This window comes from Plantibacter flavus, assembly GCF_051487245.1.
Taxonomy (GTDB): domain Bacteria; phylum Actinomycetota; class Actinomycetes; order Actinomycetales; family Microbacteriaceae; genus Plantibacter; species Plantibacter flavus_B.
Genome location: NZ_JAHVDH010000001.1, coordinates 383346 through 406800 on the forward strand (window position 1 = coordinate 383346; position 23455 = coordinate 406800).

Annotated in this window: 23 protein-coding genes and 1 tRNA gene; 16 read left to right on the top strand and 8 right to left on the bottom strand. The window is 68.8% G+C overall.

Annotated elements, in window-relative coordinates:
* Positions 1-3: 3 nt before the first annotated feature.
* From KXS11_RS01760 to KXS11_RS01775, 4 genes are read left to right on the top strand one after another with little or no spacing between them, the layout of a single operon-like run.
* Positions 4-1155, top strand: a complete 1152-nt coding sequence (locus tag KXS11_RS01760; protein ID WP_437383726.1) for an ABC transporter substrate-binding protein — start codon at positions 4-6, stop codon at positions 1153-1155.
* Positions 1152-2501 (top strand): amidohydrolase family protein, encoded by a 1350-nt coding sequence (locus KXS11_RS01765; RefSeq protein WP_437383727.1) that lies wholly within the window; start codon positions 1152-1154, stop codon positions 2499-2501. Before KXS11_RS01760 ends, KXS11_RS01765 begins: the two co-directional genes overlap by 4 nt.
* The gene (locus KXS11_RS01770; protein WP_437383728.1) at positions 2498-3262 is read left to right on the top strand and encodes an ABC transporter ATP-binding protein; all 765 of its coding nucleotides are present in this window, start codon (positions 2498-2500) and stop codon (positions 3260-3262) included. Before KXS11_RS01765 ends, KXS11_RS01770 begins: the two co-directional genes overlap by 4 nt.
* Positions 3259-4095: an ABC transporter permease gene (locus KXS11_RS01775; protein WP_437383729.1), complete on the top strand. Its 837-nt coding sequence runs from the start codon at positions 3259-3261 to the stop codon at positions 4093-4095. Before KXS11_RS01770 ends, KXS11_RS01775 begins: the two co-directional genes overlap by 4 nt.
* A 9-nt stretch (positions 4096-4104) precedes the next feature.
* On the opposite strand, the gene KXS11_RS01780 is transcribed toward KXS11_RS01775, so the two are convergent.
* A complete protein-coding gene (locus KXS11_RS01780; protein ID WP_437383730.1) occupies positions 4105-4944 on the bottom strand; it encodes a class I SAM-dependent methyltransferase in 840 nt (279 codons plus the stop codon).
* Positions 4945-5017: 73 nt separating this feature from the next.
* On the opposite strand from KXS11_RS01780, the gene KXS11_RS01785 reads away from it, so the two are divergent.
* The 3 genes from KXS11_RS01785 to KXS11_RS01795 all read left to right on the top strand — a co-directional run bounded on the left by KXS11_RS01785 (position 5018) and on the right by KXS11_RS01795 (position 8281).
* Positions 5018-5767 (top strand): phosphoglyceromutase, encoded by a 750-nt coding sequence (locus KXS11_RS01785; RefSeq protein ID WP_437383731.1) that lies wholly within the window; start codon positions 5018-5020, stop codon positions 5765-5767.
* A gap of 164 nt (positions 5768-5931) precedes the next feature.
* Positions 5932-6801, top strand: coding sequence for a hypothetical protein (locus KXS11_RS01790; protein WP_437383732.1), 870 nt, complete (start codon positions 5932-5934; stop codon positions 6799-6801).
* 109 nt (positions 6802-6910) lie between these two features.
* The gene (locus tag KXS11_RS01795) at positions 6911-8281 is read left to right on the top strand and encodes a chaplin family protein (RefSeq protein WP_437383733.1); all 1371 of its coding nucleotides are present in this window, start codon (positions 6911-6913) and stop codon (positions 8279-8281) included.
* Positions 8282-8365: 84 nt separating this feature from the next.
* Here the strand turns inward: KXS11_RS01795 and phoU are convergent, their stop codons facing one another.
* Entirely contained in the window at positions 8366-9037 is a 672-nt protein-coding gene (gene phoU, locus KXS11_RS01800; RefSeq protein ID WP_437383734.1) for a phosphate signaling complex protein PhoU, read from the bottom strand.
* 166 nt (positions 9038-9203) lie between these two features.
* Between phoU and KXS11_RS01805 the strand changes: the two genes are divergently transcribed.
* Together KXS11_RS01805 and KXS11_RS01810 are read left to right on the top strand one after the other, a co-directional pair.
* Positions 9204-10370 carry a sensor histidine kinase gene (locus tag KXS11_RS01805; protein WP_437383735.1) on the top strand — a complete coding sequence of 389 codons (1167 nt, stop codon included), beginning with the start codon at positions 9204-9206 and terminating at the stop codon, positions 10368-10370.
* Complete coding sequence (locus KXS11_RS01810) at positions 10367-11050, top strand: response regulator (protein WP_437383736.1); 684 nt, start codon at positions 10367-10369, stop codon at positions 11048-11050. The genes KXS11_RS01805 and KXS11_RS01810 overlap by 4 nt, the downstream gene beginning before the upstream one ends.
* 91 nt (positions 11051-11141) lie before the next feature.
* On the opposite strand, the gene KXS11_RS01815 is transcribed toward KXS11_RS01810, so the two are convergent.
* Entirely contained in the window at positions 11142-11675 is a 534-nt protein-coding gene (locus KXS11_RS01815) for a hypothetical protein (RefSeq protein ID WP_437383737.1), read from the bottom strand.
* 211 nt (positions 11676-11886) lie between these two features.
* Here KXS11_RS01815 and KXS11_RS01820 point away from each other — a divergent pair, with 211 nt between their 5' ends.
* Positions 11887-12369 (top strand): CarD family transcriptional regulator, encoded by a 483-nt coding sequence (locus KXS11_RS01820; protein WP_437383738.1) that lies wholly within the window; start codon positions 11887-11889, stop codon positions 12367-12369.
* Between the two features lie 17 nt (positions 12370-12386).
* Positions 12387-13646, top strand: coding sequence for a 2-C-methyl-D-erythritol 4-phosphate cytidylyltransferase (gene ispD / locus KXS11_RS01825; protein WP_437383739.1), 1260 nt, complete (start codon positions 12387-12389; stop codon positions 13644-13646).
* 16 nt (positions 13647-13662) lie between these two features.
* On the opposite strand, the gene KXS11_RS01830 is transcribed toward ispD, so the two are convergent.
* Entirely contained in the window at positions 13663-14781 is a 1119-nt protein-coding gene (locus KXS11_RS01830) for a winged helix DNA-binding domain-containing protein (protein ID WP_437383740.1), read from the bottom strand.
* 40 nt (positions 14782-14821) lie between these two features.
* On the opposite strand from KXS11_RS01830, the gene cysS reads away from it, so the two are divergent.
* Positions 14822-16276: a cysteine--tRNA ligase gene (cysS, locus tag KXS11_RS01835; RefSeq protein ID WP_437383741.1), complete on the top strand. Its 1455-nt coding sequence runs from the start codon at positions 14822-14824 to the stop codon at positions 16274-16276.
* Entirely contained in the window at positions 16266-17270 is a 1005-nt protein-coding gene (gene rlmB / locus KXS11_RS01840) for a 23S rRNA (guanosine(2251)-2'-O)-methyltransferase RlmB (RefSeq protein ID WP_437383742.1), read from the top strand. The genes cysS and rlmB overlap by 11 nt, the downstream gene beginning before the upstream one ends.
* A gap of 160 nt (positions 17271-17430) precedes the next feature.
* On the opposite strand, the gene KXS11_RS01845 is transcribed toward rlmB, so the two are convergent.
* Together KXS11_RS01845 and KXS11_RS01850 are read right to left on the bottom strand one after the other, a co-directional pair.
* Complete coding sequence (locus KXS11_RS01845) at positions 17431-18714, bottom strand: DUF4032 domain-containing protein (RefSeq protein ID WP_437383743.1); 1284 nt, start codon at positions 18712-18714, stop codon at positions 17431-17433.
* A gap of 101 nt (positions 18715-18815) precedes the next feature.
* Complete coding sequence (locus tag KXS11_RS01850; protein WP_437383744.1) at positions 18816-19925, bottom strand: ABC transporter ATP-binding protein; 1110 nt, start codon at positions 19923-19925, stop codon at positions 18816-18818.
* A 258-nt stretch (positions 19926-20183) separates the two neighbouring features.
* On the opposite strand from KXS11_RS01850, the gene KXS11_RS01855 reads away from it, so the two are divergent.
* From KXS11_RS01855 to KXS11_RS01865, 3 genes are all read left to right on the top strand, one after another.
* Positions 20184-21152, top strand: coding sequence for a DsbA family protein (locus KXS11_RS01855; RefSeq protein ID WP_437383745.1), 969 nt, complete (start codon positions 20184-20186; stop codon positions 21150-21152).
* A gap of 47 nt (positions 21153-21199) precedes the next feature.
* Positions 21200-21272: transfer RNA gene (locus tag KXS11_RS01860), tRNA-Thr, on the top strand.
* 144 nt (positions 21273-21416) lie between these two features.
* Positions 21417-22370, top strand: a complete 954-nt coding sequence (locus tag KXS11_RS01865; RefSeq protein ID WP_437383746.1) for a DMT family transporter — start codon at positions 21417-21419, stop codon at positions 22368-22370.
* 18 nt (positions 22371-22388) lie between these two features.
* Here KXS11_RS01865 and KXS11_RS01870 read toward each other — a convergent pair whose 3' ends face one another.
* Together KXS11_RS01870 and msrB are read right to left on the bottom strand one after the other, a co-directional pair.
* Positions 22389-22937 (bottom strand): nitroreductase family protein, encoded by a 549-nt coding sequence (locus KXS11_RS01870; RefSeq protein ID WP_437383747.1) that lies wholly within the window; start codon positions 22935-22937, stop codon positions 22389-22391.
* Complete coding sequence (gene msrB, locus KXS11_RS01875) at positions 22934-23353, bottom strand: peptide-methionine (R)-S-oxide reductase MsrB (protein WP_437383748.1); 420 nt, start codon at positions 23351-23353, stop codon at positions 22934-22936. Before msrB ends, KXS11_RS01870 begins: the two co-directional genes overlap by 4 nt.
* Positions 23354-23455: the final 102 nt, after the last annotated feature.

Below are 23455 nucleotides of genomic sequence, written 5' to 3' on the forward strand. Positions count from 1 at the left end.
AACATGAACGGACCACTGCACCGCACGCACCAGCGCTCCACGCTCCAGCCCGCCACTCCGGCACGGCGCCTCGGCGGATCCGTCGCCGCAGTCGTCCTCGCCGGCCTCGTCCTCACCGGCTGCGCCCCGGCCGCCGGTGACGGCGAAGCCCTCACGACCATCCGCTTCGGTCTGCCCACCCAGATGGGCGCCAACAACTCCCCGATGGCCGTCGCCCAGCGTCTCGGGTACTTCGCGGACGAGGGGCTGTCCGTCGAGATCGTCCACACGAAGGACGCGACGTCGATCGTGCAGGGTATCGACTCCGGTTCGCTCGAGATCGGCAGCACTCCGCCCGAGCCGATCCTGCAGGCGAAGTCGCAGGGCAACGGTGACGACCTCGTCCTGATGTACAACTACATCCGGCAGCAGACCGGTTCGATCGCGGTGCTCGCCGACGGTCCGATCAAGACGATCGGTGACTTCGAGGGCGCGGTGATCGGCCAGGCGAGTCTCGGCACGAGCAACATGCTGTTGTCGAACGGCATCCTCCACACCGAGGGCCTCGAAGCGGACACGGACTTCCAGAACCTCGCCGTCGGTACGGGCGCAGCGGCTCGTCAGGCGCTCGAGACCGGCCAGGTGGACGCGCTCTCCCTGTGGGACACCGAGTATGCGGCCATGGAGGCGACCGGTGTCGAGCTCCGGTACTTCACGACGCCCGAGGTCGAGTCGCTCTTCTCGACGAGCTACTTCACCACGACCGGGTTCCTCGAGGAGCACGCCGATGAGGCTGCGGGCTTCGGCCGGGCGATGGCGAAGGCGACGCTGTTCACCCCGGAGAACCCCGAGGCGGCTCTGACGATCATGTACGAGGACTTCCCCGAGACGCGGATCGCCGGTACCGACCAGGCCGACCAGCTCGCGACCGACGTCATCGCACTCGAACGCCGCATCGAACTCCTGCTTGCCGGCGACCCCGTCGAGACGAGATCGTTCGGCGCGTACGCGCCCGAAGCCGCGGTGGCGTGGGCGGACTTCGCGCTCGAAGCCGGGATCATCGACAGCCCGGTCGATCCGGAGACGCTGTACACGGATGAGCTCGTCGAGCGCATCAACGACTTCGACACGGCGGACGTCATCGACGCCGCAACGGCCTGGAAGGATGGCGAATGAGCGCCACCGAGCTGACCTGGAGCGCCGACGTCCCAGCGATCGACCACCACTCCCACGCGGGCTACGTCCGGCCGGGGGAGCACCTGCACGGATTCGACGGGTACGAACGCGAGTACGCGATGGGCCATGTCGAGGCGAACGTGCCGCACGAGGTCTACGTCGCCTACAACCAGGCGGTGCTTGTGCACGACCAGGACCGTGTCGACGCCATCGAGGCCGAGTTCGACATCCCCGGCCTCATCGCGGACAGCATCCGCTTCCAGTCGACGACGGTGCACGCCGCGTCGCTCGCGGAGGGGACGGAGGCGCTCTACGGGACTGGCTCCCGGGCCGCGCTCATCGAAGCGAGCGTCGAGCAGCGGCGCACCGACTTCGCTGGTCTCTACGATCGGGCACTCCTGCTCTCCGGCACCGAGCAGGTCCTCACCGACATCCCGGCGATCGACGACACGGTGTGGTCGGCCGCGCGCTACAAGCCGATCGCGCGGATCGACCCCTACCTGTTCCCCTTCGGGCACCCACCGATCGTGGACCGGGCGGAGGATTCCCGGAAGTTCCGTCGGGTGTTCCGATCCATCCTCGACGGGCTCCTGGCTACGGCGGGGCTCGACGCCCCGCCGGAGGAGTTCGAGGACTACCGGGCGTTCGTGCTCGGCTCGATCACGCGTCGGCAGCACGCGGGCACCGTCGGTCTGAAGATCGCCTCCGCGTACGTGCGGACGCTCGAGTTCCGACGTACCACGCCGGCCGATGCGGCTGCCGCCTACGGGCGGTTGCGTGCGGCCGAGGCCGCCGGCTCGGACATCGACACCGTCGACCACCGGACACTCGCGGACTTCCTCGTGTACGAGATCGCAGGCCACGCAGCCACGCGGGAGCTCCCCATGCAGATCCACACGGGGATGGGGCACACCGAGCCCGGCTTGAAGCTCACGGGAGCGAACCCCATGCTGCTCGAGCAGTTCCTGGACACTCCGGCGTTGAACCGGCTGAAGGTCATCCTCATCCACGGTGGCTTCCCGTACGGGCAGGCGCTCGCCGCGATGTCACAGGCACGCGGCAACGTGTTCGTCGACTTCTCCTGGATGCCCTATCTCCACGAGCACGCCCTCCATCGCATGCTGCAGGAGTGGCTCGAGGTGCTGCCGGCGAACAAGGTCATCTTCGGCACCGACACCGGTTCGCCAGAGTTCCACGTCTCCGGCACCCGTCGTGGGCGGGTGGCGCTCGACGCGGCGCTGTCAGCAGGTCGGGCCTCGGGTCTGTGGTCCTTCCGTCAGGCCAGCTGGCTCGCCGAGCGGGTCCTCCATCAGAACCTGCGCGACGTCTACGGACTCGATCGATGAGCGCCCCACTCATCTCCATCTCGCATCTGGAGAAGGTCTACCCGACGAAGACGGGTGACGTGCACGCGCTGTCCGACGTGAACCTCGACATCGCGGACGGCGAGTTCGTCGCGATCGTCGGACCGAGCGGGTGCGGCAAGACGACTCTGCTGAAGATCCTCGCCGGTCTGACGGGCTTCACCTCCGGCACGGCGACGATCGCCGGTGCGCCGATCGGCACGCCGCGGGGCGATGTCGGCATGGTGTTCCAGAAACCGACGCTGTTGCCATGGCGCACCATCCTGGAGAACGTGTTGCTCCCGGTCGAGCTGCATCGCAAGGTCGGGACGGCCGAGCGGGAGCACGCGCTCGGATTGCTCGCCATGGTCGGCCTCCAGGACTTCGCCGACAAGTATCCGCATGAGCTGTCCGGCGGGATGCAGCAGCGCGCGGCGATCTGCCGGGCCCTGGTGCACGAACCGGAGGTCCTGCTGATGGACGAACCGTTCGGAGCCCTCGACGCGATGACGAGGGACGCCCTGAACGTCGAGGTCAACCGCATCTGGCGGGAGACCTCGAAGACCGCGGTGCTCATCACGCACAGCATCCCCGAGGCGGTGTTCCTCGCCGAGCGCGTGATCGTCATGGGCCCGCGCCCCGGCCGCATCATCGATGTGATCGACATCCCGTTCGGCAGGGAACGCACGCTGGACCTGCTCGGCTCGAGTGAGTTCGCCGACCTCAGCTCGCACATCCGGACCTACTTCGAGGTGACAGTATGACCGCTCAGGACCTCCAGCGACCGCTGCGGACGACCGGGAAGCCGAGGGCGGAGTCCGCCGGTGCCCGTCCGGCCGGCAACCGTCGGACAGTGGTGTTCGGTGGTGTCGTCGTGGCTGCTGTCATCCTGCTCTCGTGGCAGTTCCTGCCCGGGCTGACGGGCACGCCCAGCTACGTGGTGCCGGCCCTGTCGGACGTGATCCAGGCACTCGTCGACCCAGCAGCCTTCCCGCGCTATCTCTCGAACGCCGGAACGACGCTGGGGGAGGTCCTCGCGGGCCTCGCGATCGGTGTTGCGATCGGGCTCGTGGGAGCGATCCTCCTCGCGCAGTTCCCGACGGCCTACGCGATCGCCTTCCCGTACATCGTCGCGATCGAGTCGATCCCGAAGGTGGCCATCGCGCCGCTGTTCGTCATCTGGTTCGGCTTCGGTATGCCGTCGAAGATCGTCGTCGTGGTGCTGCTGGCGTTCTTCCCTGTCCTGGTGAACACGATCCACGGGATCCGAGGCGTGGATCGCGACCAGGTCGAACTGTTCGAGGCCAACGGTGCCAGTCGCGGGCAGATCCGGCGCAAACTGCTCATCCCGGCAGCACTGCCGAGTATCTTCAGCGGCCTCGAGCTCGCAGTCGCGAACGCGATGATCGGTGCGATCGTCGCGGAGTTCGTCGGCGCGCAGCACGGGCTCGGGGTGCTGATCCTGCAGGCGCAGGGGGCGATGCAGACGGCGGCGGTGTTCGCGCTGCTGATCATCCTGTCTGCGCTCGGCATCACCCTGAATGCTCTGGTGCGCCTCGCCCGTCGGAAGGTCATCTTCTGGCAGCGGGACGCGTGACGCCTGTGCTCAGTGAGCCGTGGCGGTCGTCGCCTCCGAGTCCTCGGGGGTGACGGCCGACCATGGCAGCGTCATTTCGCCGAGTCGCCAGCGGCTGCGCCCGGCGAGGACGGGCCAACCGGCGTCGCGGAGGGTCGCCACCGTCGCGAGCCAGCGCTGCACCGGGCTGTAGACCGAGAGCGACGCGTGCGTCCGCCAGGCGCGATCGAGTTCCGTGAGCAGACGGTGCACCCGCTCGCCGGGGACGTTGTGGTGGATGAGCGCCTTCGGCAGTCGTTCAGCGACGATCGACGGCAGTTCCAGTTCGGCGAGCCTGAGACTGATGGTGAAGGTCTGCGGCATCCCGGTCGCGTCGACGGCCACCCAACTCGCGATCCGGCCGATCTCGTCGCACGTCCCCTCGACGAGCACGCCCTCGGGCTGCAGCCGTGAGCCCATGAGCTGCCAAGCGTCTCGCACCGCCGCTTCGTCGTACTGGCGGAGGACGTTGAAGGCGCGGACGACGACGGGGCGGTCGCTACCGGTCGGCACTTCGAAGCCTCCGAGGGCGAACGACACAGCGGCGTCCGGCGCGAACAGCGTGCCACCGGCACGCACCTGTCGCAGCTGCGCATTGGCTGTGTCGACGCGCCCAGGCTCGATCTCCAGACCGAGGACGCGCAGGTCCTCCCGGACGACGTGCAGTCGGTGGTGCAGTTCGAGGGCGGTGACCCCGCTCGCTCCATAGCCGAGGTCCACGACCAGTGGGCTCGTCGTGTGGCGGAGCGCCGGCAGCGTCGCGATCCACCGATCCACCCGGCGCAGGCGGTTCGTGTTCGTGGTCCCGCGGGTGATGGATCCGACCGGCATGGGTCCATTGTCCCGCACCTCCGAGGCTGTCGTCGCCCGTGTCCACCGGCTGCGCGATCGGTATGCTGGGATCATGCCTGAGACCTACACCCTCGTCCTGCTGCGCCACGGCAACAGCGACTGGAACCAGAAGAACCTGTTCACCGGCTGGGTCGACGTCCGACTCAGCGAGCTCGGCGTCTCCGAGGCCAAGCGCGCAGGTGAGCTCCTCGCCGAGTCGGGGATCACCCCCGACGTCCTCTACACCTCAGTGCTCACGCGCGCGATCCAGACGGCGAACCTCGCCCTCGAGACGGCCGACCGTCTGTGGATCCCGGTGAAGCGCAGCTGGCGCCTGAACGAGCGCCACTACGGCGCCCTGCAGGGCAAGGACAAGGCGCAGACGCTCGCCGAGTACGGCCCCGAGCAGTTCCAGACCTGGCGTCGTTCCTTCGACGTGCCGCCGCCGCCCATCGAGGACGACAACGAGTGGTCGCAGGCGAACGACCCGCGCTACGTCGGCATCGACGGCGAACTGCCGCGCACCGAGTGCCTCAAGGACGTCATCGACCGCATGCTGCCCTACTGGGAGTCCGACATCACGGTCGACCTCGCCGCGGGCAAGACGGTCCTCGTCACCGCGCACGGCAACTCGCTCCGCGCGCTCGTGAAGCACCTCGACGGCATCTCCGACGACGAGATCGCCGAGCTGAACATCCCCACCGGCATTCCGCTGGTCTACGAGCTCGACGCCGACTTCCGTCCGACGAAGCCCGGTGTGTACCTCGATCCCGAGGCCGCCGCTGCGGGTGCAGCTGCCGTCGCCGCGCAGGGAAAGAAGTAGTAGGAACCCCACCAAACCAGGGCCCCGATCATGGAGCGATGCAGCCTGCCGGAGCAGGTGAAATCGCTCCTGATCGGGGCTTTCTGTGTTTTTTTGATGGGGCTTGTCTCTCCTCGATCGTGAGCGTACAGTGATCGCACTGTGACCCGATTGGGGGGATACGCATGGAGCAGTCAGCCGACAGCACCGGCTTCCCCCTGTGGCGCGCGATCGCCATCGGCGGATTCGCCGCAGCCGCGTTCACGGCCATCGCACTGTTCGGTTCCCCGGCCTCGGCGCACGCCGACGATGATGCCGCGACCGACCCGAGCCTGCTCGGCGCCGTGACGCAGGTCGTCGGCTCACTGGAGCAGCCGCTCGACGCTGTCGCCGACGTCGTCGACGCGGTCGACACGACCGTGGTCGAACCCGTCGTCTCGGTCGTCGACGACACCGTCGCCGCCGTACCCGTCGTGAACGACGTGGTCGACCAGACCCTCGGTGAAGCGCCGGTCGCGGCGATCGTCGAGCCGGTCGTCGACACCGTGGATCAGACGATCACCGGAGCAGGCGATGTCCTTGGCGGCGTCGCCGTGCCGGCCGTACCTGGCGTCGACCCCACCGTTCCGGTGAGCCCTGAGACCCCCGCCCTCCCCGGTCCGGCAGACGGGTCGGTCGAATCACCCTCGGTCGCCACGAGCGGGCCGCTGGTGAGTGGACCGGCGACGTCCGTCACGGACACGGAGCGAACCGACGGATACGCGGCATTCCTGGCCGGACGAGTCGTGGGGGCTCCGTCCTCAGCCGCATCGACCACCCCGCCGCCGGAACAGCCCAGTGCTCCTCAGCTGCCGCAGAACGACCCGGCGTGGGCCGTCGCGCCCACCGGTTCGGGCTCGTCCGCGTCTGGCGCCGCCGCTGGCGGACCGGGTGTTGCGAGCGATGCGGGGGTGGACACGGTCATCCCGGCGCTCCGCGACGACCGCCGAGGTCCGGCGCGCGACGACGATCTTCCAGCCTCTCCCACGTTCCCCTCTGACACCTCTCCTGACTGACGCAGGACCACTCCGCCCACTCGTGGCGGAGTCCCACCCTCTGGTGGGTCACGGTCCGAAGTCTCCCGATCCCGGGAGCACACCAGTCACTCTGCAAGGAGCAGGAATCATGAATTCGTATGTCAAGAAAGGCCTCTACTGCGGCCTCTTCGTCGCGGGGCTCACGCTCCTCGGCGCAACAGCGGCCAATGCGGCCGACACTTCGGGCGATGACAGCATCGTCGGCGGCAACATCGTCGACGTCGTGCTGGACGTCCCGGTCGACATCGTCGACACCGCGGTGAGCGTCATCGGCGACTCGAGCGCGACGCCGGCCGCTGAGCCGGCGCCGGAGCCCGCGGCGCCTGAACCGGCACCAGAACCGGCGCCACAACCAGAACCGGCACCGGCACCTGAACCAGCCGTGACGACCGGTGACGACAGCGTCGCCGGCGGGAACCAGGTGGACCTCCCCGTAGCCATCCCGGTGACGGTCGAGGACAACGCGATCTCGATCATCGGGGACGCGGAGACCAGCTCGAGTGCCGAGCCGGCTGCCCAGCCGACCGCTCCGGCTCCTGCGCCGGCCGAGACGTCCGGCGAGGACAGCGTCGCTGGCGGCAATCAGGTGTCACCGGTCATCTCGATCCCGGTGACCGTGGGCGGCAACGCCATCTCCCTCTTCGGCGACTCGTCGAGCTCCGGGGGAGCGGCCACCTCGAACGGCGGTCAGTCTGCGACTCCGGTCGCCGACAGCACGACCGGTGAGGACAGCGTCGCTGGCGGCAATCAGGTGTCTCCGGTGATCACGGTCCCGGTGACCGTGGGCGGCAACGCCATCTCGCTGCTCGGCGACTCGTCGACGACCGGTGGGACGTCGACCGGCGCTCCGACCGGAGCCACTCCGCCGTCTTCGGCCACGACGTCTGGTGAGGACGGTATCGCCGGAGGCAACCAGGTGCTCGGAACCATCGACGTGCCGGTCACCGCGGCAGGCAACGCGATCAGCGTGATCGGCGACTCGCAGTCGACGGGTTCGCCGGCCACGCAGCCCGTCAGCGGTGCTGGCACCGGGTCGACGACAGCCGGTGGGGACAGCGTCCTCGGCGGCAACCAGGTGTTGCTCGACCTCGGTCTCCCGGTCACGATCGGCGGAAACGCCGTCTCCGTGATCGGCGACAGCGAGACCGGTGGGCCCGTCCTCGTCGACCCGACGGATCCGGTGGACCCGACCGACCCCGTGGACCCGACCGACCCGGTCGACCCCACTGAGCCGGTCGACCCGGTGATCCCGACGGAGACCGTCGTCTCCTCCGGGACGGCGTCTGCACAGCTGAACACCCGTGTCGCGGCAGCATCCGCTGCTCGCTCGGGTGCTCCGGCGCTCGCGGACACCGGTTTCGACGGTATGCAGGCGCTGCCCGGCGCCGGCATCGCGCTCGTCCTCGGCCTGCTGTTCCTGGCCGGCGGGGCGATCACGCGTCGTCGTCAGCACAGCTGAGTCGCGACAACGACTGAGCGGTGCCGGCCCCGATGGGGCCGACACCGCTCATCGGTGCGTCTGCAAGCCCGCGACGGGCTCAGCTCAGTGGTGAGCCGGGGCGGTCGCGTCCTCGGGGATCCAATCGCCGGTGGCGAGGTACTGGACCTTCTTGGCGATCGACACGGCGTGGTCGGCGAAGCGCTCGTGGTACCGGGAGGCCAGCGTCGCGTCGACGGTCGCGACCGGTTCGCCCTTCCAGGTGTCGCCGAGGACCTTCTCGAAGACGCTCGCGTGCAGCTCGTCCACGTCGTCGTCGTCGTTGCGGATCTCGTCAGCGATGCGCGTGTCCTGCGTGCGCAGCAGCTCGGTGAGCTTCTGGGAGATCGACACGTCGAGGCGGCCCATCTCGGCGAACGTCGAGCGCAGACCCTTCGGCACGGCCTTGTCGGGGAAGCGGTAGCGCGACAACTGAGCGATGTGCTCAGCCATGTCGCCCATGCGCTCCAGCGACGCACTGATCCGCAGCGCGCTCACGACGATGCGGAGGTCGCGGGCGACCGGCTGCTGGCGGGCGAGGATGTCGATCGCGAGCTCGTCGAGCTCGATCGCGAGCTGGTCGATCCGGTTGTCGTTCGCGATGACCTCTTCGGCGACCGCGACGTCCGAGGTGCCGAAGGACTGGGTGGCCTTCTCGATGGAGACCGTGACGAGCTCGGAGATCTCGACGAGTCGATCCTGGACCTCTCGCAGTGACTGCTGGAATACCTCGCGCATGGCTCTGGGTGCCGTCCTTCCGTGACCTGGCGGTGGGCAGGCAGGTGCCCGCACAGGCGATGATGCCGAACCAAGGTTAACAGTTGGTGCCCGCGGCATGAACAGTCGCCCAAGTGGCGGGGTACTCGGAACTTCGACGTTCGACGGATTGGATAACGTAGACCCCATGGACACCATGTGGTTGGTGCTGATCGCCTTGGCACTCGGCCTCATCGTCGGCGGCGGGTTCGTCGCCCTCATCATCCTCGCCATGCAGCGGGGTCAGCGTGCGGCGACCGTTGTGAGTCCCGTCGTGCCCGACGGCGTCGACCAGGTCTTGGAGGCGCTCGACAGCGCCGGCATCGTCGTGGACCCGTCGGGCAACGTCCTGAAGGCCTCGCCGGGCGCGTTCGCATTGGGCCTCGTGCGCGACCGCGTCATGACCAGTGACGAGCTGAAAGACCTCGCCCTCGAGGTCCGCCGCACCGGTGAAGCGGTGACGGACGACATCGAACTCGCGCTCGGCCGCTTCGGTGAGGCGACCCGGCACCTGTCCGTCCGCGCCGCGCCGCTCGGTTCACGGTTCATCCTGCTGCTCGCCGAGGACCACACCGAGGCCAAGCGCCTCGACGAGGTCCGCCGCGACTTCATCGCCAACATCAGTCACGAACTGAAGACGCCCATCGGAGCGATCGGCCTGCTGTCCGAGGCGCTCGACACCGCCGCCGAGGACCCCGAGCGGGTGAAGCGGTTCGCCAGTCGGCTCGCGACCGAGTCACAGCGGCTCACTCGGATGACGGCCGAGATCATCGACCTGTCCCGGCTGCAGGCCGCTGACGCGTTGCACCAGCCCGAGCTCGTGCGGCTCGATCGGGTGATCGCCGCGGCCGTCGATCAGAACCGTGTGCCCGCGGAGGCGATCGGGGTCGGCCTCTCGGTCCGCGGCGGGAAGGGACTCGAGGTGTACGGCGACGAGGCCATGCTCGTCGTCGCGGTGCACAACCTCATCTCCAATGCGATCCACTACTCACCGACGGGCTCGCAGGTCGGCGTCGGAGTCCGTTCCGTCGACGACGTCGTCGAGGTCGCGGTGACCGACCAGGGTGTCGGCATCGCGGAGGAGGACCGGGACCGCGTGTTCGAGCGCTTCTTCCGTGTCGACCAGGCCCGCTCCCGTCACACCGGCGGAACGGGCCTCGGCCTCAGCATCGTCAAGCACACCGTCCAGAACCACGGTGGCGAGGTGAAGGTGTGGTCGCAGCTCGGTCGCGGCTCCACGTTCACCATCCGCCTGCCCAGAGCAACCACCCCGCCGGAGGATCTCGCCACCGGCACAGCAAGGAGTTCCCAGTGACCCGCATCCTGCTCGTCGAAGACGAAGCGTCCCTCAGCGAACCGCTCAGCTACCTGCTGGAGCGAGAAGGCTACGAGGTCGAGGTTGCCGAGGACGGTCCGTCGGCCGTCCAGGCGTTCACCGCGCGCGGTGCCGACCTCGTCCTGCTCGACCTCATGCTCCCGGGTATCCCGGGCACTGAGGTGTGTCGGCAGATCAGGGCCGTCTCCAGCACCCCGATCATCATGCTCACGGCCAAGGACTCCGAAGTCGACATCGTGGTCGGGCTCGAGCTCGGCGCCGACGACTACGTGACGAAGCCCTACTCCACGCGCGAGCTGCTCGCGCGGATCCGTGCCGTCCTGCGCCGTCGCGTCGAGGCGGATCAGGCGCAGGAGGAGGTGCTGCTCGAAGCCGGGACGGTCCGCATGGACACCGAGCGTCACGTCGTCGAGGTGAGCGGCTCGCCCATTCCGATGCCGCTGAAGGAGTACGAGCTGCTCGAGCTCCTGCTGCGCAATGCCGGCCGCGTGCTGACGCGCGGGCAGCTCATCGACCGTGTGTGGGGGAGTGACTACTACGGCGACACCAAGACGCTCGACGTCCACATCAAGCGCATCCGCTCGCGCATCGAGGCGAACCCGTCCGAGCCCGTGATGCTCGTCACCGTCCGCGGCCTCGGCTACCGGTTCGAGGCGTAGACCGACGGCCCGTCGTGAACGGCGAACGCCCCGCTGCTCCGAGGAGCGGCGGGGCGTTCTGCGCGACAGGGTCGACCCTGACGGGCAGAGACTAGTCGGTCGGCTCCGTCGTTGGAGTCGCTTCCGGGGTCGGCGCGAGCGTCGGCTCGTCCGTGGGCTGCGGCGTCGGGACGAGCGTGGAGTACTCGGCCAGCGTGCCGGTCAGGATCGGGACGCTCGCGGTGGCACCCGTCTCCTCTCCGTACTGGAAGAAGACGTCGAGGATGGCACCCGGCTGGGCGCCGAGCGGCTCGATGCGGATCGGCTCGTTGGCGCCGGAGCCGTCGAAGCTGGTGAGGCCGGGCTCCGCGAGCACCTGGAACTTCTCGTCGCTGCCCTCGACCTCGATGAGGACGGTGTGGGCGCGGTCGTCGGTGTTGGCGACACTGAACACGAGGTTGCCGACCTCGCCGTCGTCGGAGATGACGATGGCGTTGCGGACCTTCACGTGGCCGACCGTGACCCCGACACCGTCGGAGGCGTCGTACTGCTTCAGGGTCGCCTGCGGCGCGATGAGGTTGCAACCGCTCATGCCGAGTGTCAGTGCACCCGCGACGACGATGGAAGCGATGAGACGCGCCTTCACAGAACCCTCCAAGGTGTGGTGTCCCCGGGCGCAGACGAGTGACAGGTGTCCCGGGATCCGGCTTCGAGTCTAGCCCACCCCGCGCGCGCCCCGAGATCGGCTCGTCGGCAGAGCGGACGGGTCGGAGGCCGCCATCGTGGCAGGGTGGCCGGACCCGGCTCTGATCAGGGGTCCTGTGGTATTCTGGTGGGCGCTGAAGGGACTGACACCCATGATCTTCGAAGTTGGCGAGACCGTTGTCTACCCGCACCACGGTGCCGCGATCATCACCGAGGTGAAGACCCGGATCGTCAAGGGCGAGGAGAAGCTCTACCTCAAGTTGCGCGTGACGCAGGGCGACCTCATGATCGAGGTGCCCGCTGAGAACGTCGACCTCGTGGGTGTGCGCGACGTGATCGGTCAAGAGGGTGTCGACCGGGTGTTCGAGGTGCTGCGCGCACCGTTCACCGAAGAGCCGACGAACTGGTCCCGCCGGTACAAGGCGAACCTCGAGAAGCTCGCCTCCGGGGACGTCATCAAGGTGTCCGAGGTCGTCCGCGATCTCTGGCGTCGCGACCAGGACCGCGGGTTGTCGGCCGGTGAGAAGCGGATGCTCGCCAAGGCGCGCCAGATCCTCATCTCGGAACTGGCGCTCGCGGAGCAGACCGACGAGGAGCGGGCGTCGACGGTGCTCGACGAGGTGCTCGCGTCCTGACGCCGTAGGCTCGGCGCATGGGTGCGATCTACGAACCGTCCGCTGCCGAGGAATCCTCGATCGGCTCGTCGACGACCGTCGGCGTGATCGTCGTCGCGGCCGGGAGCGGCACGCGGCTCGGTGCCGGACTGCCCAAGGCGTTCGTGGCATTGGCCGGGGCGACCGTGCTCGAGCACGCGATAGACCCGATCCTGCGTCTGCCCGACCCGGTTCAGCTCGTCGTCGTCGTACCGACCGACCGTCTCGGTGAGGCCGAGACCATCGCGCGTCGCGTCGCCGGCTCGGCGTTCGGCAACGTGCGCATCGTGGCCGGCGGCGGAAACCGACAGGAGTCCGTGCTCGCCGGCCTCGGAGCACTCTGGCCCGGCGTGCGAACCGTGCTCGTCCACGACGCAGCCCGCGCGCTCACGCCGCCGGTCCTGTTCGAACGGGTGATCGAGGCCGCACGCCGCACCGGCTGGGGCGTCGTCCCGGGTCTGCCGGTCACCGACACGATCAAACGGGTGGACGAGGGCGGACGCATCGAGCAGACGGTCGACCGTGCTGCGCTCCGGGCGGTCCAGACCCCGCAGGCCTTCCCGAAGGACTCGCTCCTCGCGGCGTTCCGGGTCGCCGCTGACCGCCTCGCGACCGCGACGGACGATGCCGCGCTCTACGCGGAGGCCGGGCACCCGGTCATCGTCGTCGAGGGTGAGGAAGCCGCCTTCAAGATCACGACGCCCTGGGACGCCCAGCGCGCGGAACGACTGTTGGGCGAGAGGCCCGTTCCCACCGCGTCGACCCACGGCGGCGAGGGGACGGGACGCAGCACGCTCCGCACGGGCATCGGGATCGACGTGCACGCGTTCGCCGACGACGCCGAACTGTGGCTCGCGGGACTGTCCTGGCCGGAGGAGCGCGGACTCGCCGGCCACAGCGACGGCGACCCCGTGGCCCACGCGATCGTCGACGCGCTGCTCTCCGCCGCGGGGCTCGGCGACATCGGCTCCGTGTTCGGCACCTCGGACCCGCAGTTCGACGGCGCGCACGGAGACGTCTTCCTGCGGGCCACCCGGCAGCGCCTGGAAGCGTCCGGGTTCGTCGTCGTGAACGTCGCGGTCCAGCTCGTCGGCAACCGTCCGCGGTTCGCGCCACGTCGTGCTGAGGCTGAGGCGCTGCTGAGCGAGCTCGTCGGCGCCCCCGTGAGCGTCTCGGCCACGACGACCGACGCGCTCGGGTTCACCGGGCGCGGTGAGGGTGTCGCGGCGATCGCGACCGCGCTCGTCGAACGACGCTGACGGGGCTGCGGGCGCTTCAGTCGAGCGGCCGTTCTTCGGCGACCGTCGCCGGGAGCCCGAGGAAACGGCCGTAGTCGCGGGCGGCCCGTCGGAACCCGGCCGACGCACGCTGCGACAGCGGACGGAAGGGCGCCGGGGTGATCGCGACCCCTCCGGCGGTGACCCGTCGTCGCCAGGTCCCGACGATCCGCCCGTCCACCGTGATGAGTGGCAGGAAGATCCCGTTGCCTCCGGGGACGATGAGTTCGAAGTGCTCCGGAGCCAGCACGAGACGGCGATCCCGGTATCCGAGGAGGAGTTCGTCGAAGCCCGGCAGGGCGAGGACCGCGTGCTCGGCGGTGGCGGCGACGTCGGCGGCCACCTGCTCCGAGCTCGCCCAGAGTGTCGCGCCGTCGACCGTGCCGGTCTCGGCCACCCGATCAGCGGCGACCGCCAGTCCTCGCTTGGCCTGAGCGACGGTGAGTTTCGACCACCAGGTGAAGTCGGCCAGGGTCGCGGGCCCATGGCCCGCGAGGTACCGGACGAGGAACTCGCCGAGTGCCTCGTCGGGTTCGAGCACGCGGGGCGACCGGATCCATTCCTCGCTGAGCACGAGCGCCTGCTGTTTGCCGGCCGGCGGCCCCCAGCAGACGACACCGGTCATCGCGAGCTCCATGATGAGGTGAGGACCCCGCTGGCCGGTCGTCGGGATGTCGGCGGCTTCATGCGCCGCCATGAGCTCATCGCGGGTCGTGCGACCGCCTCCGGCCAGCAGCCCCTCCGTCACGGCGCGTGAGCGTGCGAGTGTCGCCTCGTCGAGCCCGAGCTGGCGGTGTCGTCCGCCGATCGCGGAGCGGACCCGTGGGACCCCGAGGGACAGCATCCATCCGAGGTCCGACGCGGCCACGAAGTGCAGGGTGCCGCGCATGGGCCACGAGCGGACGATCGAGCCGTCCTCCAGAGCGCCGAGCACGTCTGCTGCCGTGGCACCGGACGAGCGGACGCCGATCGCCCAGAGCCCGGCGGCGAAGTCCTGCGCCTGCACGGCGAGCAGACGCTCCACGACCTGGGCGGGGCCGAGGTTCAGCGCGCCGTCGAGCGCCTGGGCCTCGAGTCGTGCTCGCAGAACGGTCCGGTCGCCTCGTCGCATCGTCATGCGACCATCATGCCCCTGGTACGGCGGCTAGTCTGGTGTCGTGGCTCTCCGACTCTACGACTCGAAAACGCAGTCCCTCCGGGACTTCGTGCCGCTCCGCGAAGCCGAGGCGGGGCTGTACGTCTGCGGACCCACGGTGCAGTCCTCACCCCACATCGGTCACCTCCGGAGCGCGCTCGTCTACGACCAGCTCCGTCGATGGCTGACGGCCTCCGGACTCCGAGTGACGCTCGTCCGGAACGTGACCGACATCGACGACAAGATCCTCGCGAACGCAGCGGCCGGAGTCGACGGCGGCTTCGCGCTGCCGGGCGAGCAGTGGTGGGCCCTCGCCTACCGCTACGAGCTCGAGTTCACCGCCGCCTACAACGCGCTCGGCATCCTGCCGCCCAGTTACGAGCCGCGCGCCACAGCGAGTATCCCGGAGATGGAGGAGCTCATCGAGCGACTCATCGACGCCGGACACGCGTACCCCGCTCCCGACGACTCCGGAGACGTCTACTTCGACACCGCCTCCTGGAGCCGCTACGGCGAACTCACCCGCCAGAGTGCGGAGAACATGGAGGCGGCCTCCGACGCCGACCCTCGCGGTAAGCGCGATCCGCGCGACTTCGCGCTCTGGAAGGGCACCAAGCCCGGCGAGCCGAGGTCCGCGAGTTGGATGTCACCGTGGGGCGAAGGCCGACCCGGTTGGCACATCGAGTGCTCCGCCATGTCGACCAAGTACCTCGGTGAGGAGTTCGACATCCACGGCGGTGGGCTCGACTTGCGGTTCCCGCACCACGAGAACGAACTCGCCCAGTCGAGTGCCGCTGGCGACCCCTTCGCCCGGTACTGGTTGCACAACGGTCTCGTCGCGGTCACGGGCGGTCAGAAGATGTCGAAGTCGCTCGGCAACTCCGTCTACGCCGCCGACCTCCTCGGCCAGGCCAGGCCACTCGTCGTCCGGTACTACCTCGGCGCCGCGCAGTACCGCTCGACCCTGGAGTTCCACGACGGTGCGCTCGCCGAGGCCGAGGCGGCGCTCGGACGCATCGAGGGCTTCCTCGACCGCGCCGTGCGTGAGGGGCTGCTCCAGAGTGACGGAGCACTGCCCGCGCGGAGCGACCTGCCGCCGGCGTTCGTCGAGGCCATGGACGACGACCTCAACATCCCACGCGCGCTCGCCGTGGTGCACGACGCGGTCCGGGTCGGCAACGCCGCGCTCGACCGCGGCGATGCTGCCGATACAGCTGCCGAGTCCGCTCACGCCGTGCTCGCCATGACGCGAGTCCTCGGCATCGACCCGACCGACCCCGCGTGGTCGATCGGGACAGACCCTGTCACCCACCGATCCCTGTCCGCCCTCGTCGAGCGGCTGCTCGTCGATCGCGCGGACGCCAGGGTCGCCAAGGACTTCGCCGCGGCCGACCGGATCCGCGACGAACTCACGGCGGCCGGCATTACCATCGAAGACACCCCGTCCGGAGCACATTGGAGTATCAGTGGCAAGTAAGCCTTCCCGCCCGACCGGGCCGAAGAAAGCGAAGAAGGGTCCCACCAAGGGCACCGGTGGCCTCGGCCGCAAGGCGCTCGAGGGTCGCGGCCCGACCCCGAAAGCCGAAGACCGCGCCTGGCACCCTGCCGGCAAGCGGAAGGCTGCGCAGGAGCGCTACGCCGCTGCCGGTGGCACCGGCAAGCCGAAGCCGGCCACGCAGGGCGGCCGTCCGTCCACGAACGGGCGCACCAAGCAGAAGTCGGGCGACGAGTCCGAGGTCGTGACCGGCCGCAACTCCGTGCTCGAAGCGCTCCGCGCGAAGATCCCTGCCACCACGCTCTACGTCGCGACACGCATCGAGATGGACGACCGGGTGAAGGAGGCGCTCAGCATCGCCACACGGCGCGGCATCCCCGTGCTCGAGGTCATGCGTCCGGAGCTCGACCGCATGGCCGGCTTCGACGGCGTCCACCAGGGCATCGCCATCAAGGTGCCGCCGTACGAGTACTCGCACCCGATGGAGCTGCTCGACACGGTGATCTCCCGCGGGCAGAACCCGCTGTTCGTCGCGCTGGACGGCATCACCGACCCGCGCAACCTCGGCGCGATCATCCGCTCGACCGCGGCGTTCGGCGGACACGGCATCATCCTGCCGCAGCGTCGGAGCGTCGGTCTCACGGCTTCCGCGTGGAAGACCTCGGCCGGTGCCGCGGCTCGCACGCCGGTCGCGATGGCCGCCAACCTCACCCAGACGCTCAATGCGTTCAAGGAGCGCGGTGTCTTCGTGATCGGCCTCGACGGCGACGGCGACGTCTCGCTGCCAGGTCTCGAACTCGCCGACCAGCCGATCCTCGTGGTCGTCGGGAGCGAGGGCAAGGGTCTCTCCCGTCTCGTCACCGAAACCTGCGACGCCGTCGTCTCCATCCCGATCTCGGCTGCGACCGAGTCGCTCAACGCCGGTATCGCCGCGAGCGTCACGCTCTACGAGATCGCACGCCGCCGCAGCGCGTAGTTCCTCTGCGATGCCGCGAAGGCTCGGCGACCGGTCTCCGGTCGCCGAGCCTTCGTCGTTCCGGGCCGCAGTCGCCCACGACTCGTCGATCTCCCGTCGTCCAGTCACTCCGTCGGTGCCTCGAGCCTGTCGACGGGCAGCCCTTCGACACGCCCCACGCCTAGACCAGGTCGCGCCAGTCCACCGGGCCCGTCATCGTCGAACCCGGCAGGGTGATGGCCTCGGTCGGCGGCACGATCATCGTGGCCTCATCGCGGCGGTGCCGCAGCACGGTGTTCACGTACGACCCGACGGCCTCGGCGAGGGGAATGTCGCGCCCTTCGTCCTGCGCGAGGAACCAGCGGTGCTCGAGCAGCTGGTGGAAGATCTCCGCCGGCTCCAGTTTGCCGCGGAGCTCACGAGGGATCGCCTTGACGACCGGCTCGAACACGCGGGTGAGCCATTCGTGAGCGGCCATCTCCTCGTCGAAGCCGTCCTTGCCGAACGACGCCGAATAGGCGTCGAGGTCGTTGAGGAGGCGTCGGGCCTGGTTCTCTCCGGCGTCGAGCCCGGTGAGCCGCAGCAGCCTGCGCTGGTGGTGACCGGCGTCGACGACCTTCGGCTGGATGCGGACGGTCGAGCCCTCGTCGGTCGTCTTGATGGCGAGTTCTTCGATGTCGAAGCCGAGGTCGTTGAGACGGTGCACCCGCTCCGTGATGCGCCAGCGCTCCGACGCGTCGAACGACTCGGATCCCGTGAGCTCTTTCCAGAGCGAACGATAGGCGGCGACGATCCCGTTGCTGACCGTCACGGGGTCGAGTTCGGGGTCGGCTCGGCCTCCGGCTTCGAGGTCGAGGAGCTCGCCGGCGATGTTGACGCGAGCGATCTCGAGGTCGTTCTCGCGCTGGCCGTTCGACAACCCGCCCTCGTAGAGTTTGCCGGTCTCTGCGTCGACGAGATACGCGGCGAACGCGCCGGCATCGCGCCGGAAGAGGGTGTTCGACAGCGAGACATCGCCCCAGAAGAATCCGACGATGTGCAGGCGGACGAGCAGGACGGCGAGGGCGTCGACGAGTCGCGTGGCGGTGTCGGGACGGAGCGTGCCCTGGAACAGGGCACGGTATGGGAGCGAGAACTTCAGATGCCGCGTGACGAGCACACTCGGCAGCGGCCGGTTCTTGCGGTCGGTGCGGTTCGTGATGACCGCGAGCGGGTCGACGCAGGGGATGTCGAGGCGCTGGAGCGTACGAAGCATGTCGTATTCGCCCCGCGCCATCTCGTCCGTGGTCTCCTTGACGGCGATGACGTAGCCGGACAGGTTGGCGAAGCGGACGAGGTGGCGGGAGATGCCCTTCGGAAGCGATGCGATGGCTTCGTTCGGCCACGCCTCCAACGGGAGTTCCCAGGGGAGGTCGAGGAGCGCGGGATCGACGGTGGCAGCGGTGATGTTCAGTGCGCCGGACATGGGACGATGCGCTCCTCAGGAATGGTGACGACGGCGGGTGGTGCAGAAACGACGATGGTCGAGCGATCGGAAACCGACCGCTCGACCATCGTCGTCAGGAACTAGATGCCGGAGGAGACGACCGGCTTGTTGCCGAGGCGCTCACCCGAGGCCGAGTCGAACGCGTGCACGTGGTGCGGCGTCGGGGCAAGGAACACGGTGTCGCCGATGTGGGCGTGGTTGCGACCGTCGACGCGGGCCACGATGTCGGTGCGCTTGCCCGAGACCTCGGTGTGGCCGTAGAGGTAGCCGTCTGCGCCGAGCTCCTCGACCAGGTCGACCGTCACCTCGATGCCGGAACCAGCATTGGCGGAGACCGAGATGTCCTCGGGGCGGACGCCGACCGTGACGTTCTTCGACGGTGCGGCGTCGGTGATCTCACGCTCGACGGGGATGATGAAGCCGCCGAGCTTGATGCCGCCGTCGGCGATCTCGCCCTCGAACAGGTTCATTGCCGGGCTGCCGATGAAGCCGGCGACGAAGACGTTGTTCGGCTTCTCGTACAGGTCGCGCGGGGTGCCGACCTGCTGGAGGATGCCGTCCTTGAGGACCGCGATGCGGTCGCCCATGGTGAGTGCCTCGGTCTGGTCGTGGGTGACGTAGACCGTGGTGACGCCGAGGCGACGCTGCAGCGATGCGATCTGGGTGCGGGTCTGGACGCGGAGCTTGGCGTCGAGGTTCGACAGCGGCTCGTCCATGAGGAACACCTGCGGCTGGCGGACGATTGCGCGGCCCATGGCGACACGCTGACGCTGACCACCGGAGAGTGCCTTCGGCTTGCGGGTGAGGTAGTCCTCGAGGTCGAGGAGCTTGGCCGCCTCGAGCACGCGGGTGGCGCGCTCTTCCTTGCCGACACCGGCGATCTTGAGCGCGAAGCCCATGTTCTCGGCGACGGTCATGTGCGGGTACAGCGCGTAGTTCTGGAACACCATCGCGATGTCGCGGTCCTTCGGCGGCACGTCGGTGACGTCGCGGTCACCGATAAAGATGTGGCCGTCGTTGACCTCTTCGAGGCCGGCGAGCATGCGCAGCGAGGTGGACTTTCCGCAGCCGGACGGGCCGACCAGGACGAGGAATTCGCCGTCGGCGACCTCGAGGTTCAGCTTGTCGACCGCGGGGCGGGTGCCGCCCGGGTAGAAACGGGTTGCGTTGTCAAACGTCACTGACGCCATGATTTATTCTCCTTCACCGGCAGGTACGTGCCGGACGATCCGTTGTGAATGGACGCGAACACATCGTCGTTGGCGTGTTCGCCGTCCCAGTATGCCATGAGGTGGTGAGAATGGAAGCGGCCTCCGCTGTGCACGGCTCACGGCAGACCCACAGCCCGCTCACCGCCTGGTTTGGGCCTCTCTCAGGCAGCAGCACTACGATTGGTCTGTTTGGTGCTGCTGAGTCAACGCAGCGCAATCCCCCTGAAACGAGGATCAATGTCTGGCGCTGGATCGCAGAACCGACCCACCAAGAACGAACGCCGCGATGCGGCCCGCGAGAAGGCCCGCGTGCTCCGCGAGCAGCAGAAGCGGAAGGACCGTCGTAACCGGGTCCTGCTGCAGGGTGGCATCGTGCTCGGTGCGCTCGCGATCGTGGCGGCCGTCGCACTCATCATCGTGACGTCCATCAAGCCGAGCGGCCCGGTCCCCACCGCTGCCCAGAACGACGGCTTCACCGTCGGTGCGGGCCTCCAGCTCGTCGGTGCGCCAGCGAGCGCCTCCACGCCTTCAGCGACGCCGAGCGACGCTCCGGCAACTGAGGCGCCCGCCGCCGAGGCGACTCCGGCCGCGACGGAGACGCCCAGCGCGCAGGACGTCGAGATCCGGGTCTACCAGGACTACCTCTGCCCGTACTGCGGTCAGTTCGAGACGACGAACGCCGAGCAGATCGGCGGCTGGCTGAAGGCCGGCGCCGCGACCTACACGGTCCACCCGCTCGCAACGCTCAGCAACCTGTCGCTCGGCACCCAGTACTCACTGCGTGCGTCGAACGCTGCGGCCTGCGTCGCCGAGTACTCGCCGAACGACTTCTTCACGTTCAACACGGCGCTGTTCGAGAACCAGCCCAAGGAGAACACCGAGGGTCTGACGGACACCGAACTGAAGTCGATCGCCAAGGGCGTCATCTCCGGCGGAGAGAAGAAGGTCAACACCTGCATCGACGACGGCACCTACAAGTCGTGGGTGAAGGACGCCACCGACAAGGCACGCAGCGGCCCGCTTCCCGGCACCGACGTCGCCAAGGTCGAAGGCACGCCCACCATCCTCGTGAACGGCAAGCAGTACACGGGTTCGCTGACCGACGCTGAGCAGTTCGCCGCCTTCGTCCTCGCCGTCTCGAGCGAGAGCTACTCGACGAGCACGCCCACGCCGAGCGCGACCGAGACGCCGGCGACCAACGGCTGATCGTCTGCCATCGTAAGATGGTCCAGACCGGGGCTCGCCCCGTGTCGGCCGACGTGGCGCAATTGGTAGCGCAACGCTCTTGTAAAGCGTAGGTTACGGGTTCAAGTCCCGTCGTCGGCTCACTCCGGAACCGCTCGTCCAGCACTGCTGGGCGGGCGGTTCCGTCGTTCGCTCAGCAGTGCAGCAAGAGTGTGTGGGAGGAGCGGGCCGGCCCTCGTGGGAGGATGGTACGTCGTCGCGGGAGCGACGTGAGAGGAACCATTCGTGACCCGTATCCCCGCGCCGCTGGCGCTGCTCATCGCCATCGTCAGTGGAGCGTTCATCGCCGTGCAGGCCCGGCTCAACGGGGAGCTCGGCGCGCGCTTGGGCGACGGTTTCACCGCGGCGGCGATCTCGTTCGGCGGCGGCCTGGTCATTCTCAGCATCGGGATGCTCGTCTCGCGCACCGGGCGGCGCGGAATCGCGACCGTGGTGGGAGCCGTACGCAGTCGCGAGATGCCGTGGTGGACCGTGCTCGGCGGCTGTGCCGGCGCGTTCCTCGTCCTGTCCCAGGGATTGACTGCGGCAGCCTTGGGCGTCGCACTGTTCACGGTCGCCGTCGTGGCCGGTCAGACGGCGAGTGGGCTCGTGCTCGACCGGGTCGGCTTCGGTCCCGGCGGCGTCGTCCCGTTCACGCTCCAGCGGGTGCTCGGCGCGGTCGTCGCCCTCGTGGCTGTCGGTATCGCCGTCTCCGGAGAGCTCGGAGGGAGCATCCCGCTCGGTCTGCTCCTGTTACCACTGCTCGCCGGTATCGGGATCGCCTGGCAGCAGGCGGTGAACGGCCGGGTGAAGGTGCGGGCGCAGAGCACACTCGCCGCGACCTTCATCAACTTCGTCGTCGGAACCATCGTGCTCGTCATCGCGGCCGTCGTCCACGCACTCGTCGTGGCGCCCCCTGGGCCGCTGCCGGGGGAGTGGTGGCTCTACCTCGGCGGTCCCATCGGCTGCGTCTTCATCGCCGTCGCAGCGTTCCTCGTCCAGCACACCGGGGTGCTCATCCTCGGGCTCGGCACCGTGGCCGGACAGACACTCAGCGCGCTCGCTCTCGACCTCTTCCTGCCGACGGACGACGGCGGAGTGCACCTCGCCACGGTCGTCGGCACCCTGTTGGCGTTCGCCGCAGTCGCGATCGCGTCGGTCCGGCGCAGACGTTCGGACCCAGGGCCGGCTGCTGCGTGAGCCGGCCCCGTCGTCCGGTCACGGCATTGCGCTGAGGTGCGCTTTCGCGTTCACGACCTTGCGTCGTCCAGCGCGGGCGTTCGCGGGCTTCCCCCCGACATAGAGCCACCCGAGCAGTTCCTCGCCCTTCTTGAGGCCGTGGGCCTTCCTGACGGCCTTCGCGCGCGTCGCGCTCCCAGTGCGCCAGAACACGCCCCATCCCGCGTCGTCGAGGAGGAGGCTGACCATGTGCGCGACACCGGCGGCGGTCGCCTCCTGTTCCCAGGCGGGCACCTTCGACTTCTTGACGCTGACGACGACGGCGAGCACGAGCGGCGCCCGCATCGGCTTCGTCGAGGGCTTCGAATCACCCTCGGCCTTCGCGAGCGCGCGTCCGAGCTTCACCCGGTCGTCGCCGCGCAGGGTGATGATCCGCCACGGACGCAGTGAGCTGTGGTCTGCGACGCGACCGGCCGCTCCGACGATCTGCAGGAGTTCGTCCTGCGTCGGTGCTGCATCGGTCACCTTCGACCAGGAGCGGCGTCCGGCGACGGCCGCGAGGACGGTGCTCTCGACCAGCTCGGTCACTCCGTGGGCTCGGCCGAGTCGGCTGCGGCGAAGTTCAGCGCGATCGAGTTCATGCAGTACCGGTCGCCCGTGGGGGTTCCGAAGCCGTCGTCGAACACATGGCCGAGGTGCGAGCCGCAGTTGGCGCAGCGGACTTCTGTGCGCACCATGCCGAGGCTCCGATCCTCGATGAGCTGCACAGCCTCGGGGTTCACCGACTCGTAGAAGCTCGGCCAGCCGCAGCCGGAGTCGAACTTGGTTCCGCTCTTGAAGAGCTCGGCGTTGCAGGCGGCACAGGTGTACAGACCTGCACGGGACTCGTCGAGGAGTTCACCCGTCCAGGCGCGCTCCGTCGCGGCGCCGCGCAGCACCTGGTACTGCTCCGGCGTGAGCTCTTCGCGCCACTGCTCGTCGGTCTTCGTCACGTCGTACGTCATGCTGCTCCATTCTTCTCGGTCATCCTATGCGCGGGAGGGCGTCGTCCTCGCCCCCGCAGGGCCCACATGACGCAACGCTGCAGAACCGCTGAACCTTCCCGG